The sequence below is a fragment of the Priestia sp. YIM B13490 genome, assembly GCF_042787735.1.
Classification (GTDB): domain Bacteria; phylum Bacillota; class Bacilli; order Bacillales; family Bacillaceae_H; genus Priestia; species Priestia megaterium.
In genome coordinates, this window is the sequence record NZ_JBHZOT010000005.1 from 135132 (window position 1) to 150043 (window position 14912).

14 protein-coding genes and 1 riboswitch are annotated in these 14912 nt (G+C 38.1%); of the genes, 12 read left to right on the plus strand and 2 right to left on the minus strand.

Annotated elements, in window-relative coordinates:
• Positions 1–12: 12 nt before the first annotated feature.
• The 5 genes from resB to ACFX4R_RS17010 all read left to right on the plus strand — a co-directional run bounded on the left by resB (position 13) and on the right by ACFX4R_RS17010 (position 6522).
• On the plus strand, positions 13–1635 hold the full coding sequence (gene resB, locus ACFX4R_RS16990; protein WP_043976340.1) for a cytochrome c biogenesis protein ResB: 1623 nt from the start codon (positions 13–15) through the stop codon (positions 1633–1635).
• Positions 1636–1646: 11 nt separating this feature from the next.
• On the plus strand, positions 1647–2825 hold the full coding sequence (ccsB, locus tag ACFX4R_RS16995; protein ID WP_025750430.1) for a c-type cytochrome biogenesis protein CcsB: 1179 nt from the start codon (positions 1647–1649) through the stop codon (positions 2823–2825).
• A 349-nt stretch (positions 2826–3174) separates the two neighbouring features.
• Positions 3175–3891, plus strand: coding sequence for a response regulator transcription factor (locus ACFX4R_RS17000; protein ID WP_043976342.1), 717 nt, complete (start codon positions 3175–3177; stop codon positions 3889–3891).
• Positions 3891–5663 (plus strand): ATP-binding protein, encoded by a 1773-nt coding sequence (locus tag ACFX4R_RS17005; protein ID WP_013084918.1) that lies wholly within the window; start codon positions 3891–3893, stop codon positions 5661–5663. Before ACFX4R_RS17000 ends, ACFX4R_RS17005 begins: the two co-directional genes overlap by 1 nt.
• 169 nt (positions 5664–5832) lie before the next feature.
• Positions 5833–6522 carry a peptidoglycan DD-metalloendopeptidase family protein gene (locus tag ACFX4R_RS17010; RefSeq protein WP_043976344.1) on the plus strand — a complete coding sequence of 230 codons (690 nt, stop codon included), beginning with the start codon at positions 5833–5835 and terminating at the stop codon, positions 6520–6522.
• A gap of 31 nt (positions 6523–6553) precedes the next feature.
• Here the strand turns inward: ACFX4R_RS17010 and serA are convergent, their stop codons facing one another.
• Positions 6554–8128, minus strand: a complete 1575-nt coding sequence (serA, locus tag ACFX4R_RS17015; protein ID WP_043976346.1) for a phosphoglycerate dehydrogenase — start codon at positions 8126–8128, stop codon at positions 6554–6556.
• A gap of 298 nt (positions 8129–8426) precedes the next feature.
• Positions 8427–8569, plus strand: a riboswitch (FMN riboswitch).
• Between the two features lie 154 nt (positions 8570–8723).
• Between serA and ACFX4R_RS17020 the strand changes: the two genes are divergently transcribed.
• Positions 8724–9299 (plus strand): ECF transporter S component, encoded by a 576-nt coding sequence (locus ACFX4R_RS17020; RefSeq protein WP_043976348.1) that lies wholly within the window; start codon positions 8724–8726, stop codon positions 9297–9299.
• 78 nt (positions 9300–9377) lie between these two features.
• Here ACFX4R_RS17020 and ACFX4R_RS17025 read toward each other — a convergent pair whose 3' ends face one another.
• Positions 9378–9626, minus strand: a complete 249-nt coding sequence (locus tag ACFX4R_RS17025) for a ferredoxin (protein WP_013059046.1) — start codon at positions 9624–9626, stop codon at positions 9378–9380.
• 257 nt (positions 9627–9883) lie between these two features.
• Here ACFX4R_RS17025 and ACFX4R_RS17030 point away from each other — a divergent pair, with 257 nt between their 5' ends.
• From ACFX4R_RS17030 to ACFX4R_RS17055, 6 genes are all read left to right on the plus strand, one after another.
• The gene (locus ACFX4R_RS17030) at positions 9884–10933 is read left to right on the plus strand and encodes a YpbB family protein (RefSeq protein ID WP_043976350.1); all 1050 of its coding nucleotides are present in this window, start codon (positions 9884–9886) and stop codon (positions 10931–10933) included.
• 23 nt (positions 10934–10956) lie between these two features.
• A complete protein-coding gene (locus ACFX4R_RS17035) occupies positions 10957–12474 on the plus strand; it encodes a RecQ family ATP-dependent DNA helicase (RefSeq protein WP_165575819.1) in 1518 nt (505 codons plus the stop codon).
• Positions 12474–13079 (plus strand): CPBP family intramembrane glutamic endopeptidase, encoded by a 606-nt coding sequence (locus ACFX4R_RS17040; protein WP_043976354.1) that lies wholly within the window; start codon positions 12474–12476, stop codon positions 13077–13079. The genes ACFX4R_RS17035 and ACFX4R_RS17040 overlap by 1 nt, the downstream gene beginning before the upstream one ends.
• Positions 13080–13172: 93 nt before the next feature.
• A complete protein-coding gene (locus tag ACFX4R_RS17045; protein ID WP_043976356.1) occupies positions 13173–13625 on the plus strand; it encodes a DUF2663 family protein in 453 nt (150 codons plus the stop codon).
• A gap of 54 nt (positions 13626–13679) precedes the next feature.
• On the plus strand, positions 13680–14054 hold the full coding sequence (locus ACFX4R_RS17050) for a hypothetical protein (RefSeq protein WP_013084909.1): 375 nt from the start codon (positions 13680–13682) through the stop codon (positions 14052–14054).
• Between the two features lie 20 nt (positions 14055–14074).
• A complete protein-coding gene (locus ACFX4R_RS17055; RefSeq protein WP_043976359.1) occupies positions 14075–14842 on the plus strand; it encodes a metallophosphoesterase in 768 nt (255 codons plus the stop codon).
• Positions 14843–14912 lie beyond the last annotated feature (70 nt).

A 14912-nucleotide genomic window follows, 5' to 3' on the forward strand; every position in this document is an offset into this window, starting at 1 on the left:
GGAGTGTTGACAATGAAACACGTAAAATGTGAATGTGGACACGTTAACCCGCATGGTACGATTTTGTGTGAAGCCTGTGGTAAGCCGATTGCAGAAGAAACAACTGATAAATTAGTAGATATGCGTTATGAAGGAAGCGCAAGGCGATCGCAAACGTACAATAAAACAGTTATCGATAAAATATGGAACTTTTTCTCTTCTGTAAAAGTAGGTATTTGGATCATTATTGTGACGCTTGTTGCGTCTGCAGTCGGAACCATTTATCCTCAAGAAGCTTACATACCTCCTAATGTGACAGCAGATGAGTATTACCAAAAGGAATATGGATGGACAGGAGAGCTTTATTATAAGTTAGGTTTTCATCATCTCTACGAATCGTGGTGGTACTTGCTTTTAATTGCTGCTTTAGGAATGTCGTTAGTCATTTGCAGTTTAGATCGAGTAGTGCCTTTGTACCGAGCTCTAAAAAGGCAGAGTGTAACAAAACATCCAAACTTCTTAAAAAGACAGCGTTTATATAGCACTTCATCATCGTGGACGGATCAAGATTATGAACATGTAAAAAGTATGCTTAAAAAAAGAAGATACTCTATTCGTGAAGAAAACGGCAATCTGCTGGCTGAAAAAGGACGCTTCTCAAGATGGGGTCCATACGTTAATCATATCGGTCTCATTATCTTTTTACTAGGTGCTATGCTTAGGTTTGTACCAGGTATGTATATAGATGAAGTTCTTTGGATCCGTGAAGGTGAAACAAAAGTTATTCCCGGGACGAACGGAGAGTATTTTTTGAAAAACCATCGTTTTACTGTTGAAACGTATGATAAAGATAGCGAAAGCGCCGTGTTTCAAGAAGCAATTGATCGTGCAGGGAATAATAAAGTGGCCAAAAAATATGAAGCGGATGTTAGTTTGTATAAGCGCGAAGGAAAGCTTATACCAGGAGCAGATCCAAAATTAAAGAAAATAAAAGATTCAGAGATTCGTGTGAATCAGCCGCTTAAGTTTGAAGGATATGCCATGTACCAAGTGGACTTCAAGTTAAATGAGTTTAGCTCTATGTCTTTCCATTTAACAGATAAAAATGCAAATAGAAACGTTGGTTCACTTACAGTAGATTTACATAATCCAAAAGAAACATATGATTTAAAAAACGGATATAAAGTCAAGCTCATGAGTTACTTTCCAGACTTTTTCTTTGATGATGAAGGAAATCCAAATACAAAGACCAGAGTGCCTAACAATCCCGCTTTTGTATTTAAAATGATTACCCCTCAGCATAAAAAAGGGGAAGTTGCTTTTGTTGGAATTAGAGAGAACTTGGAGCCGCTAGGAAATAACGATTATAAAATGACCTTTGCTGGTGTGGAAACGAAAAATGTAACGGGATTAACCGTTCGCAGAGACTATACGCTTTGGTTTTTAGGAATTGGCGGAGCCATCTTTATGATTGGTGTGGTTCAAGGGATGTATTGGAATCATCGCCGCATGTGGATTCAAAAAGTCAATAATGAGATATGGTTGGCCGCACATACAAATAAAAACTGGTATGGGCTAAAAAAAGAACTAAATGGTTTATTAGAATCAACATCCCTTACACAGCTGAAGGACCAAAATGATAAAGAAACAAAATAGGAGGAAAAAGCATGGATTACGCGAGTATAAGTAGTAATTTACTGTATGTGGCGTTTATTGCTTATTTAGTTGCAACCTTTTTTTTCGGAGGAGCTATTCGAGATAAGCGAGCAGCTCAAAAGAAAACAAAGTGGGCAACGTTTGGAATTGCGGTTACCATCATCGGCTTTATTGCACAGATTGGCTACTTTATTACAAGGTGGATTGCATCAGGCCACGCTCCTGTTAGTAATTTATTTGAATTTACGACGTTTTTTGGCATGATGCTTGTTGGCGCATTTATTGTTATTTACTTTATTTATCGTCTTAGCATGCTTGGATTGTTTGCATTGCCGGTGGCTCTTTTGATCATTGCTTATGCAAGCATGTTTCCAACTGAAATTACGCCGCTGATACCGGCTCTTCAAACGAATTGGCTGCATATTCACGTTACAACCGCAGCTACGGGTGAAGCCGTGCTTTCCATTAGCTTTGTTGCAGGATTGATTTATTTAATCAAAACGATTGACCAATCCAAGCGAAATAAAAAAGCATTTTGGCTGGAATTCATCCTGTATACGCTTATTAGTACGCTTGGGTTTGTAGCGGTGACGCTGGCTTTTAATGCGGCTCACTACGAGTCATCATTTAATTGGATTAATAAAAGTGGAGAACAGGAGCAAGTCGTATATCATATGGTTCCGCTAGTGGGGCCGCATCAAAGTGAGTGGACAGCCGGGAACGATATACAGCCGCTTATTGATATGCCCGCTATTATCAATGCTAAAAAATTAAATACGGTTATTTGGTCGTTAGGCGGCGGCTTTGTCTTATATTGGCTGATTCGTTTCATTTTACGGAAGCGAATTGGAGCCGCGCTGCAGCCGCTTGTGAAGCAGGTAAACAGCGACTTGCTTGATGAAGTAAGCTACAGAGCAGTGGCAATTGGGTTTCCTATTTTTACACTAGGAGCACTTATTTTTGCTATGATTTGGGCTCAGATGGCCTGGACGCGCTTTTGGGGGTGGGACCCTAAAGAGGTGTGGGCGCTGATCACATTTTTATTTTACGCTGCTTTTCTTCATCTTCGGCTGTCTAAAGGGTGGCACGGTGAAAAATCAGCTTGGCTTGCAGTTGGCGGATTTGCCATCATTATGTTCAACTTAGTGGCTGTGAACCTAATTATTGCAGGTTTACATTCATATGCGTAACCTTTAAAAATAGAATAGAGGCTGAAACAAAGATATTTTAGTTGAAGGAAGATCCGAACGAATGAGATTCTTGATGGAGAATCTCATTCGTTCGGCTTTTTTCATTGAGATGGTGAACGCAAGTTTCGTGTATGTAGGTGCTTATAGCCGTGGAGCAAGCGATCCCTACTAGCTTCTTTATTTTATTTATTCAGCTGTAGATTGCATGGATTTCGTTGCGTCTCAGCCTCTTTTTGGTAAAAAAAGCTGTTTTTCGTAAAGGTGTTCACGAATTGTCACATTGTTTGGGTATCATAAGTAGAACTCGCCGGTTTTTTTTTGTACACTAAGACTAGGAGGTTGAAAATACATGCAAAACGAACAAAGGTTACTGCTAGTAGACGATGAAGATCGCATTAGACGATTGTTAAAAATGTACTTAGAAAAAGAAGGATACATCATTGAAGAAGCAGCCGATGGGCATGAAGCAATCGAAAAAGCGTTACACATAGATTATGATTTGATTGTATTAGATTTAATGATGCCCGGCATAGATGGTATTGAGGTTTGTAAACAAATTCGGGAGAAAAAAGCAACTCCTATTATCATGCTTACAGCTAAAGGGGAAGAAGTAAACAGAGTCCAAGGGTTTGAAGTAGGTACAGATGATTATATCGTTAAGCCGTTTAGCCCAAGAGAAGTGGTTCTTCGCGTAAAAGCACTGCTTCGACGTTCTTCTCAAGCAACGTTTATTCAACCAGAAACGAGCGTGAAAAATCTTATTGTCTTTGATCACTTAACGATTGATAATGATGCACATCGCGTTACAGCAGAGGGAAAAGAAGTTAACTTAACTCCAAAAGAATATGAATTATTATGCTATCTCGCAAAAACGCCAGATAAAGTATATGACAGAGAGCAGCTGCTGCGTGAAGTATGGCATTATGATTTCTTTGGAGATCTTCGTACGGTAGATACGCACGTCAAGCGTTTGCGTGAAAAGTTAAATCGTGTATCGTCCCAAGCGGCGAAAATGATTGTAACCGTATGGGGAGTAGGGTATAAATTTGAGGTTGAAAATAACTGATGTTTTGGAGAAGTGTAGTTGGTAAACTATGGTTTACTATCCTATTGCTCGTCACGCTTGTTTTATTTATTTTGACTATTTTATTGCTTCAGTTTTTTGAAAATTATCATGTTGTAGATGCAGAAAACCGTTTAACTAAAACGGCTGCTAAAATCTCTACCATTGTGCAGGAAACGGACGATGAAAAACTAGGACTATCCATTGCTCGTGAACTTGCAGACCAAGCAAGTGTAGTTATTGTTCAAGACAAAGATTTTTATTGGCATTCCACACATCCTGATAAAGAAAATAAGAAAGCTATTTCGGCCATTGTTAAACAAAACGATCAGCTAAATCAAGTGGTTGAAAAAGGTAAAGTAATACGGGAAAAAATGTACATGACCACAAAGAAAGACACGAGTGATGAACCTTTAATGTTTGTTGTCGGTGTACCTTTAATGAAAGATAACAAACCGACAGGCGGCGTTTATTTGTATCAATCTCTTTCTGAAATTGAAGAACCCGCTCAATATACGACTAAGTTCATTTTATTGGCTGCAGGTATTGCTATTATTTTAACTACTATCTTTGCTTTTTTCTTATCCACTCGAATTACAGCGCCTCTTAGAAAAATGAGGCAGGCGGCATTTGAAGTAACAAAAGGCAACTTTGATACAAAAGTACCTATTTTAACTCACGATGAAATTGGAGAGTTAGCGATTGCTTTTAATCAAATGGGCAGGCAGTTAAAGTTTAACCTCAATGCGCTTAATCAGGAAAAAGAGCAGCTTTCAAGTATTTTAAGCAGTATGGCAGACGGTGTTATTACGTTTAGTAGAGACGGATCGATTTTAATTACCAATCCCCCAGCTGAGCATTTTCTTCAGACTTGGTATTACGAGCAGGATGTCAACAATCAGCAGGTGCCTGAGCTTCCAGCAAACGTTGTCCATTTGTTTCAAACGGTAGTAGAGACTGAAACGGAGCGAAGTGCAGAATTGAAAATTCAAGGGAAAACGTGGGTCATTTTAATGTCACCGCTCTATAATCAAACGAAAATTCGAGGTGCTGTAGCCGTACTACGGGATATGTCTGAAGAGCGTAAACTTGATAAATCGAGAAAAGATTTTATTGCAAACGTGTCTCATGAATTGCGTACACCTATTTCTATGCTTCAAGGTTATAGTGAAGCTATTATTGACGATATTGCAAGTACGGATGAAGAAAAGAAAGAAATTGCACAGGTGATTTATGATGAATCACTCCGTATGGGCCGGCTTGTAAATGAACTTTTAGATTTGGCGCGAATGGAAGCGGGACATGTGCAGCTTCACTTAGAATCTGTAGCAATGGTTGAATTTACAGAACGTGTTTTGCGTAAGTTTCAAGGGTTAGCTAAAGAAAAACATATTAAATTGTCTCTTAATGGAAAAGTAGAAGATGAATTTGAAGCGATGATTGATTCAGACCGTATGGAACAAGTGCTGACAAACTTAATTGATAATGCTATTCGTCATACGGATGACTACGGAGAAGTAAAGCTGCATCTTGATAAAAGTCAATCCGAAATCCATCTTTCTGTTCAAGATACAGGAGCAGGCATTCCGAAAGAAGATCTTCCATTTGTATTTGAACGATTTTATAAAGCGGATAAAGCCAGAACGAGAGGGAAGTCAGGAACTGGTCTTGGGCTTGCAATCGCCAAAAATATCGTGGAGGCACATCAAGGGATCATTGCGGTTGAAAGTGAATTAAATGAAGGAACAACTTTCTTTATCAAACTGCCAAAGTAAACACATGCTAAATAACAGTTTGTTCGGCTGAAATAATAAGAATAACAAAGAGATGTGATTCAGTGGAGAATCACATCTCTTTATTTTTTCTATAAAAAAGTCTAAAAGAGAAGGAATTGGCATATAGTATGTTTTGTGTGCAATGATCTACATAGGAGGTTCTTTCTTCATGATTGACGTGTTAAGAAGAATATTGGTTGTATTAGTAATGGGATTGTGTATAGGTCTTTTATTTTTGGGCGGGCAAATGGTAAAAGCAGAAGAGAAGCAGTGGGAGTGGCCGGTTGAAGGAGTCTTAACTGATATATTTGGTTCACGTCACGCCAAACACTTTGGAATTGATATAGCAGCACCTGTTGGTACACAGGTGTATGCTGTTGCAAAAGGAGTGGTGAGCCGCTCTTATTATTCAAATACATATGGACAGGTTGTTTTTATCAAACAAACAAATGGATATGAAACGGTTTATGCTCATCTAGAGGAACGTTTTGTTGCAGAAGGAAATCGTGTAGCTGCTGGTCAAAACATTGGACGAGTTGGCAATACAGGGCGCTCTTCAGGTGCGCATTTGCATTTTGAAGTTCATCAAGGAAGTTGGAATCCGGATAAAACCAATGCAGTAAACCCACTTGCCAAATTGGACAAGCAAAAACTATCGGCATACGTAAAAAGCGATTTAGCTGCCACGGTTTTTCAGCAGTTACATCAGACTTCTGATAACTGTATTCTTATCCATCAAGGAGATACATTATCTGAGCTCGCAGTCAAATATGAAGTAGATATGGATCAGCTAAGAAAGTGGAATCATTTAGAAAATACGATGTTAAATGCAGGACAAGTGTTAAAAATAAGTCCATAAAAAAGAGCCGCTCAGGCTCTTTTTTTCAATGTCACAATTCAATACGCTGTATGGTCACAATTTCGCTTGTTTGTTTTAACGAAGAGATGACAGAATCATCTAAAAGTTTATCAAACGTAAGCATCATAATGGCTTCTCCGCCTTTTTGCTTACGGCCCACTTGCATGGTAGCAATGTTAATACGTAAATCTCCAAGTACTTTCCCTACATTTCCAATAACTCCGGGCTGATCACTGTGACGGATATAAAGAAGATGTCCTTCCGGATAAAAATCAATATCAAACGAATCAATATTAACAATTCGAGGTCCATACCCTGCTATATAGGTGCCCGTAATGGTAAATGTACGCTGTTCGCCTGTTACGGTAACGTCAATCATATTGGAATATCCTTGCGTATCTTCCGATGTTTTTTCACCAAATGTAATTCCCCGTTCTTTGGCAATCATAGAAGCATTGACTTCGTTAACAGGTGAGTCGATACGATGAGTCAAAAAGCCTGATAATAAGCTCCGTGTAATATAAGTGGTTTCCAAATCCGTCACTGTACCTCCGTAGGAGATAGAGATATGCTGAACAGGTTCTCGCATGCATTGAGATAAAATAGCTCCTATTTGTTTAGTAAGGCTCGTAAACGGCTGAATTTTTTCAAAAACTTCTTTAGAAAGCGTCGGTAAATTAATGGATGAGCTTACAGGATTACCTTCTAGAAAACGCAAAACGTCATGTGCCACGTCTTCAGCAACGTTAAGCTGGGCTTCTTTTGTAGAAGCTCCTAAATGGGGGGTTGTAATAACTTGATCAAAATGTAACAAAGGGTTATCAATCGGCGGCTCAACTTCAAATACGTCAATAGCTGCACCTTGAACATGGCCAATTTCTAAATAATGAACTAAGGCTTTTTCATCAATGATCCCGCCGCGTGCGCAGTTTAATAAAAACACGCCCTTCTTTGTTTTGGCTAACGTGTCATGATTGAGCAATCCCTTTGTTTCTTTGGTAAGCGGAGTGTGCACCGTAATAACATCCGCTGCTGCTAGTAATTCATCCAGGGATAATAGTTCTACGCCTAGCTTTTCAGCTCGGGAAGAGGTTAAAAAAGGATCGTAAACGTGCACGCTCATATTGAAGGCTTTTGCGCGTTTGGCAAGCTCTGAGCCAATTCGTCCAAATCCGATAATGCCCAGGTGTTTGCGGTTAAGCTCTGTTCCAACAAATGCTGAGCGGTTCCATTCGCGCGCTTTGACTGAAGCATTTCCTTGGGGAATATGCCGAAACAAGCTAGCCATCATAGCAAATGTATGTTCCGCCGTTGAAATGGTATTTCCGTTCGGCGCGTTAATAACGACAACCCCTCGTTTGGTTGAGGCTTCAATATCAATATTATCGACACCTACTCCAGCGCGAGCAACAATTTTTAAATTCGGCATTTTTGCCAGCAAATCCTCTGTAACCGTCGTAGCACTCCGTACTAAAAGCGCATCGTACGTATGCAAATCATTCTCAACTTCTTCAACTTTTTTTCGCGTAAGATTCACATGAGGAGCTTCAAGTAGTGGAGCAAGACCTTCATTGCTAATTGAATCAGCTACTAATACATTATACATGACGTGAACATCTCCCTTGGATTTTACTATCATCAAATATTTGATAATTTACCATGTTAAAAAAATTCTGTCAATTATATTTTTCAAACTTTACGATTAGTTATCAAATACACAATTATAAACGTAAAATTGAAACTATAAATATGTCATAATGCTGTTGGTTATGCACTTATTTCCTTATTTTACATATAAAACAGTAATGAAGTTCATAAAATACATCAATTTAATAGGAATTAAAAAACTTCTTTATTTACTTTTAATTCGAGATAACATATAATAAATTCATAATTAAATATTGGTCTATCTTCGGGGCAGGGTGAAATTCCCGACCGGCGGTAAAAAACAAATTGTTTTGAGCCCGCGAGCTTATATGTAATACATACGAGCAGATTTGGTGAAATTCCAAAGCCGACAGTACAGTCTGGATGGGAGAAGGTGGAGGTTCAGCGTTCAAAACTTAATGTGATGAACGTTTATTAAATATGCCTGCCATGTCTCCTCTCAACGAATCATTTGTTGGGAGGTTTTTGCGTGGGGATATAAAGTTGAACCTTTCTTCTTTGAAGAGTGGATCACAAAGAAGGAGAGAGGCAAGATGCAACAAAGTAAGAAAACTCAAAAGCTGGTCATACTAGGAATGTTAAGTAGTATTGCATATATTTTAATGATGATTAATTTTCCAATTCCTGGATTACCTCCGTTTTTAACAATTGATTTTAGCGAAATTCCTGCACTCGTAGCAGCACTTGTATTTGGACCGATGGCTGCTGTTATAGTAGAAGGAATAAAAAATTTATTGAATTATTTAATTCAAGGAAGTGCTACAGGGGTTCCAGTTGGTCAAGTGGCTAACTTTGTGGCTGGTTTACTGTTCATTCTTCCTGTATCATACATGTTCAACCGATTTAAAACGGCTAAAGGCGTAACGATAGGTTTGGTTACGGGTACGGTGGTAATGACGGTACTCATGGCTGTCTTAAATTATTATGTCTTCTTACCAGCGTATACAATCTTCTTGCAATCGCCAGAAATGTCTAGTGAACAAGCACGTCAATATATCGTTGCAGGTATTTTGCCGTTTAACTTAATAAAAGGAGCAGCAACAGGGGTTATCTTTGTCTTATTGTTTTCAAAAATGAAGCAATGGATCACGCGTCGCATTGCTGTTTAATTCAATCGCTCTCCCGGGGAGAGCGATTTTTATATATAAAAAAACCTGCAGCATGTACACTACAGGTTTGCTCAATACTTATTCGAATTTATTAGCATCGCCTTCGAATTTTTCATCCGCTACGCGAATTGAATCCGTAGGGCAGCCTTCCATTGCATCCATCATATCATCTTCTAGATCTTCTGGAATTTCTACTACACCTTGGTTATCATCTAGTGTTACGAATGCAATACCTTCATCATCATAATCATAAATGTCTGGTGCTGCTGCTCCGCAAGCGCCGCATGCGATGCAAGTATCTTTATCAACAATTGTATATTTTGGCATAACAAGACCTCCTGTAAAGTGTTCGAAAATTTCTCATTATATAATCTCTTCGCGAATCAAGAGTGAAATTTCTCCTTATTCATTGTAAAATGATTTATAAAACTTTTCAATAGAAAAGTCACTGAGAATGCTTATCAAATCAAGGTTTCTTCACTTACCCAAACGTTTTAATACATAAAGGAAAGAGCTAAAAAGCCTTTATCTCACATGCTATTGGTCACTTTTGGTACAATGAATGAGAAAGGAAGTTGACACCTTTGAATTATATTCAAGTTAGCATTTTATTTTGTATAAAACAGTTAAAAGGTGAGCGAACCGCCTATGGTATTTATCATTTATTAACAGGTAAAAAGTCAGCTCAAACGATTCAAGACGGAAAAATTTTTGGAATTTCGTTTCTTTTTCAGTCATTTGTTTACTTAGATAAACGGTCTTTTGAAACCTGCGTTGCATATTTAAAAGAACAGCAGTATATTGAAGAAACTGAAAATCAAAAGTATGTGATGACAGATAAGGGACAAGCACGCCTTGAAGATGAACTGACGGCTCGACCCTTTCATCCAGCTTTAGACGGATGGAAATTCGCAAGCAGTACTCAATTATTTTTAGCAAGAATCACTTTGTTCATTCAGACCTTATCAAACCTACAGTATTTTCAAAAAGGGTTTTTACCCATTTCCAAAAATGCTGAGGTCATTCAATGGGTCAAAACGTATATTATGTCTCAAAAGCAAACGCGTCAAGAGTTAGCCGCCGAGCTATTCGAAGAGCTCCGAACGTGCTTGAAAGGCTGCACGGAACGGGACGCGTCTCTTTTTGTTTTGCAGCTGACTGGATACCAAAGAGTAGGCTTTACAAAAAATCAGTTAGCATATCAATATGAACTCGATGAGCATTATGTTCATATTCAACTTTTAGGGGTTATTCACCATATCATTGAAAAAGTAAGTAAAAATAATGAAAGCTTTCATGTACTGTCTTCTTTTTTACGTGATCTATATTTAGAATTGCCTTTGACAAGCTCGACGTTAAAAACGTATAGCTGGCTTCAAAAAGGCAAGACGCTTGAAGAAATTGCTTATATAAGGCGTTTAAAAGAAAGTACAATTGAAGACCATATTGCAGAATTAGCTCTGTTTGTTCCATCTTTTTCAATCGATGCATACGTATCGCCTAAGCAGCAGGAAAAAATTATCTCAGCCTTTGAAGGTTTGCGTACAAATAAATTAAAGATGATAAAAGAAGAAGTAAAAGACGACGTTACCTATTTTCAGATTCGTCTCGTATTAGCAAAACATTTTACCTGATACTAAAAAAAGTGGTGTTTGATGTGAAGATAGAACAACTTCTACAGAAACAATTTGGCTATAGCCAATTTCGACTAGGACAAAAAGAGATTATTCAAGATATTTTAACCGGTCATAATGTGTTAGCGGTTCTTCCTACAGGAACAGGAAAATCATTGTGCTATCAGCTCCCAGCTTATTTGTTGAACCGACCGGTGCTGATTGTATCTCCTTTAATTTCACTGATGGAAGATCAAGTTCAACAACTAAAGGCAAGCGGAGAAAAGCGAGTTATTGCCTTAAATAGTTTCCTACAACAAGAAGAAAAACAACGAGCGCTAAAAAATTTAGCTTTTTATCGTTTTATTTATGCATCTCCTGAAATTTTGCAAAATGCTGTTGTAGTAGAAGCATTAAAGCAGGCAAAGGTAGGCCTTTTTGTTGTGGACGAGGCGCATTGTATTTCTCAGTGGGGACATGATTTTCGTTTAGATTATCTACAGCTAGGAGAGATATGGAAGGAACTTGGCAGTCCACTATGTCTAGCACTAACGGGAACTGCGACTAGGGAAGTAGTGGAAGATATTAAGCGCTACTTATCGCTTCCTGCTGTCAACGAGCACATCTATTCCATGAATCGAAGTAATATTGCGATGAAAGTTGATTTTGTTGCAAGTATTGAAGAAAAAAAAGAGAAATTACTGATGTACGTTAGTGAACTGCAAGGTCCGGGAATTATCTATTGTTCCAGCCGATCTTGGACAGAAGCGTTAACACAGCTTCTAAAGGAAAATGGGATACAGCGAGTGCAGTATTACCATGGGGGAATGGAACCGAATGAAAGAATGCTTGTTCAACAGCAATTTTTAGAAAATCAGCTTGATATCATTTGCTGCACAAGTGCATTTGGAATGGGGGTTAACAAATCGAATGTTCGCTTTGTTATTCATTTTCATACACCTACGCAGCTAGAAGCATATGTACAGGAAATTGGAAGAAGTGGACGCGATCAGCGAAACAGTATTGCGATCTTGCTTTATGCTGAAGGAGACGATGATTTTGCTCATTCTTTACTTGAAATTGAGCTTCCTTCTTCAGATACTATCTTATACTGCTTGTCGTATTTACGAAACCATGATCAGGCCATTCCTTTAAAACAAGTAGAGTCTCACTTTCTTTATACAGTGGGTGTTCAAGAAACACATTGGCGATTTATTCGTTATTATTTGTACAGAGAAAATGTAGTGAAAAATGAACATGTTGAACCCTGGAAAATTCCTGCATCGCTGCATGAAACGATTGTTGTAGCTGTAAATAAACGTCTTCGAAACAAACATGACAAGTATCGTGCGATGAAGGGGTTTATTGAGACAAAAGAATGCCGTCGTCACGTGCTGCTTGGCTATTTCGATGAAACGGGAAAATCAGAGTTTGAGAATTGTTGCGATTGCTGCGGCTTGGATTTAGAAAACTATAAAAAAACAAATGGTGAGCAGGAGCAATGGACATTTCAAGGCTGGGAATTAGAATTAGCTCGTTTGCTTCGTCAAGGAGAGATATAATGGCAAAATCACAGCAAGAGCTTATTTCATCCATGACAGATGCAGAGCTAGTTAAAAATTTATATGTAACACAGCTGCTCATCTGCTTCATTGCTTTAGGCATCGGTTTTTTTACATTCGATTCGTGGAATTCCTTTTTGCAGTTTTTTCAGCTGGATTGGTCTTCTATTTTATTGTACGGGGGAGGAACAGCTCTCTTGGTAGTAGGAGGAGATATACTTCTAATGAAATGCGTACCTGAGCATTTATACGATGACGGAGGGATCAATGAACGTTTATTTGCTAATCGTTCTGTTTCTCATCTGATCCTTATTTGCCTAATTGTTGCATGTTCAGAAGAAATATTATTTCGAGGGGTTATACAAGTTCAGTTTGGCCTCTTTTGGGCGAGTATTGTATTTGCACTGGTTCACATTCGATATTTAAAAAAGTGGTTTCTTTTTATTTCGGTTGTGTTTTTAAGCTTTTTAATAGGGTTGCTTTTTTGGTGGACTGAAAATTTGTATGTCACGATTTTTACTCATTTTCTCATTGATTTTTTATTGGGCCTGCAGATACGAAAATCAAAAGGGGAATCTGCACAGCCAGAAGAATTAATGCAGTAAAGGTTAAGGAAACAGCCATTATTTTCAATACTACCCACATAATCTTTTATGTTCCCTCATATGTTGTACTAGCATACGAGGGGGGGTGGAATAATGGAAAACAAAGTGATAGACTTTGAAAACGATGAAACACTTCAATATATATTAGCTAGCGTTATTAAAAGAAAAGAGACAGTCAATAAGCTGAAAGCTAAAGAGAAAAAATGGAATATTTTGTTTTTATCCAGTGCAACGGCTGTTATTAGCTACTTTTTTTTCATATTTCAAAGCGGTTTTTTTACGACGTTTAGCGAATTTTTTTCATTTTTGTTAGGCAACATGGGACATTTGATGTTTCTATTGCTTACCGTCTCACTTTACTTTTATACTGTACAGCTGCAGAAAAAAAGCGAGAAAGCAGAAAAGACTTTTCAAGATTTGCGCTGTGAGATTATTAAAAGAAGCAAAGAGCTATGGGCGACGCCTGAAACATGGGAGCACCGAAAAGAAACGTTCCGCTGGATGCAGTCAACCTATGGAATTAATTTATATCATGAAAACAAATAGAATCGCATGAAAAAGCCTCTTTTTACATAGAAGTTTAGTGAAGGGGGTTTTTTTGTGAGGGATTGGTTTAACTTGCTGGCTGCGTGGTTATGCAGTTATTATATCAGCAGTTTAACGGCTGTAGGCTCAAAAGCTTCGTTAACCTATTTACTTATTCAAATGATTTTACATCCGTTAGATGTGTTTAGTGTTATAATCTTATTTTTCACGGCTCTTTTTTGTCTGTCGGCGGCAGTTCGTAAAGTGTTTCTGCAAAGTCGGTTGCTTCTAAAAGGCTATAAGGTAAAATGGCATGAATACCTTGTTTCATGTCTATGTGTGATAGGAATTTTATCGTTAAGTGCAATTGCACTTTATCAAGTAGTAGGTTTGTTAACAATTGCGATAATTTATGCCCTTTCTTCTTTAAAGGAAACACATCGGGTATAAAATGAAAAGAAGGAGAATATATGGTTATTCTTTTAATTGTTTTAGCGTTAGGCATAGGCTTGCTGATCTTTATGTTTTCAGAAGCCCATCGTACGTATGTTGAAAAAAGAACGATTCATTTATCAAGATTTCCTGAAAATCAGCAGCCTTTGCGCCTGTTTTTTATATCGGATATACATAAGCGAACAGTTTCGTCGAAGCTGTTGGAAAAAATACCGGGCGAAGTAGATTTTGTGATCATAGGCGGTGATTTAGTAGAAGGAGGAGTCCCTTTAGTGCGGGCTCGTCAAAATATTCAACAGCTTAAAACGCTAGGACCCGTCTATTTTGTGTGGGGAAATAATGATTACGAAGTAAGTCAGATGCAATTGAAGCAGATGCTTAAAGATGAAGGAGTTATTGCCCTTAAAAATGAGCATGCCTTTGCCGTTTCTAAATGTGGTACTACCTGCCACTTTGCGGGGGTAGATGATTTATCAGAAGGTCAGATCAATCTAAAGCGAGCCGTTTCTTCCATTGAACCTGAACAGCTTACCATTCTTCTAAGCCATAATCCTGATGTTATCTATTATGTAGATGAAGAATCAAAAGTAGATTTAATTTTGAGCGGGCATACACACGGGGGACAGATACGCTTATTTAATTTGGGTATGTATGAATTAGGAGGGCTGAAAGAAAAAAGAAAGATTCCTCTTTTTATCAGTAACGGATATGGTACAACCTCTTTGCCTCTCCGTTTACAAGCTAGAGCCCAAACGCATTATATCACTTTAAAAAGGAAAGAATAGCCTTGAACAAACTCTTTACATAGCATATACAAATTTTACACACAGGATAACTTATCCTATAATTCAATTA

What these genes read in the sequence shown, in the direction of transcription:
- resB (WP_043976340.1), top strand. Translation starts at nt 13, where the DNA reads ATGAAACACGTAAAATGTGAATGTGGACACGTTAACCCGCATGGTACG.
- ccsB (WP_025750430.1), top strand. Translation starts at nt 1,647, where the DNA reads ATGGATTACGCGAGTATAAGTAGTAATTTACTGTATGTGGCGTTTATT.
- ACFX4R_RS17000 (WP_043976342.1), top strand. Translation starts at nt 3,175, where the DNA reads ATGCAAAACGAACAAAGGTTACTGCTAGTAGACGATGAAGATCGCATT.
- ACFX4R_RS17005 (WP_013084918.1), top strand. Translation starts at nt 3,891, where the DNA reads ATGTTTTGGAGAAGTGTAGTTGGTAAACTATGGTTTACTATCCTATTG.
- ACFX4R_RS17010 (WP_043976344.1), top strand. Translation starts at nt 5,833, where the DNA reads ATGATTGACGTGTTAAGAAGAATATTGGTTGTATTAGTAATGGGATTG.
- serA (WP_043976346.1), bottom strand. Translation starts at nt 8,128, where the DNA reads ATGTATAATGTATTAGTAGCTGATTCAATTAGCAATGAAGGTCTTGCT.
- ACFX4R_RS17020 (WP_043976348.1), top strand. Translation starts at nt 8,724, where the DNA reads ATGCAACAAAGTAAGAAAACTCAAAAGCTGGTCATACTAGGAATGTTA.
- ACFX4R_RS17025 (WP_013059046.1), bottom strand. Translation starts at nt 9,626, where the DNA reads ATGCCAAAATATACAATTGTTGATAAAGATACTTGCATCGCATGCGGC.
- ACFX4R_RS17040 (WP_043976354.1), top strand. Translation starts at nt 12,474, where the DNA reads ATGGCAAAATCACAGCAAGAGCTTATTTCATCCATGACAGATGCAGAG.
- ACFX4R_RS17045 (WP_043976356.1), top strand. Translation starts at nt 13,173, where the DNA reads ATGGAAAACAAAGTGATAGACTTTGAAAACGATGAAACACTTCAATAT.
- ACFX4R_RS17055 (WP_043976359.1), top strand. Translation starts at nt 14,075, where the DNA reads ATGGTTATTCTTTTAATTGTTTTAGCGTTAGGCATAGGCTTGCTGATC.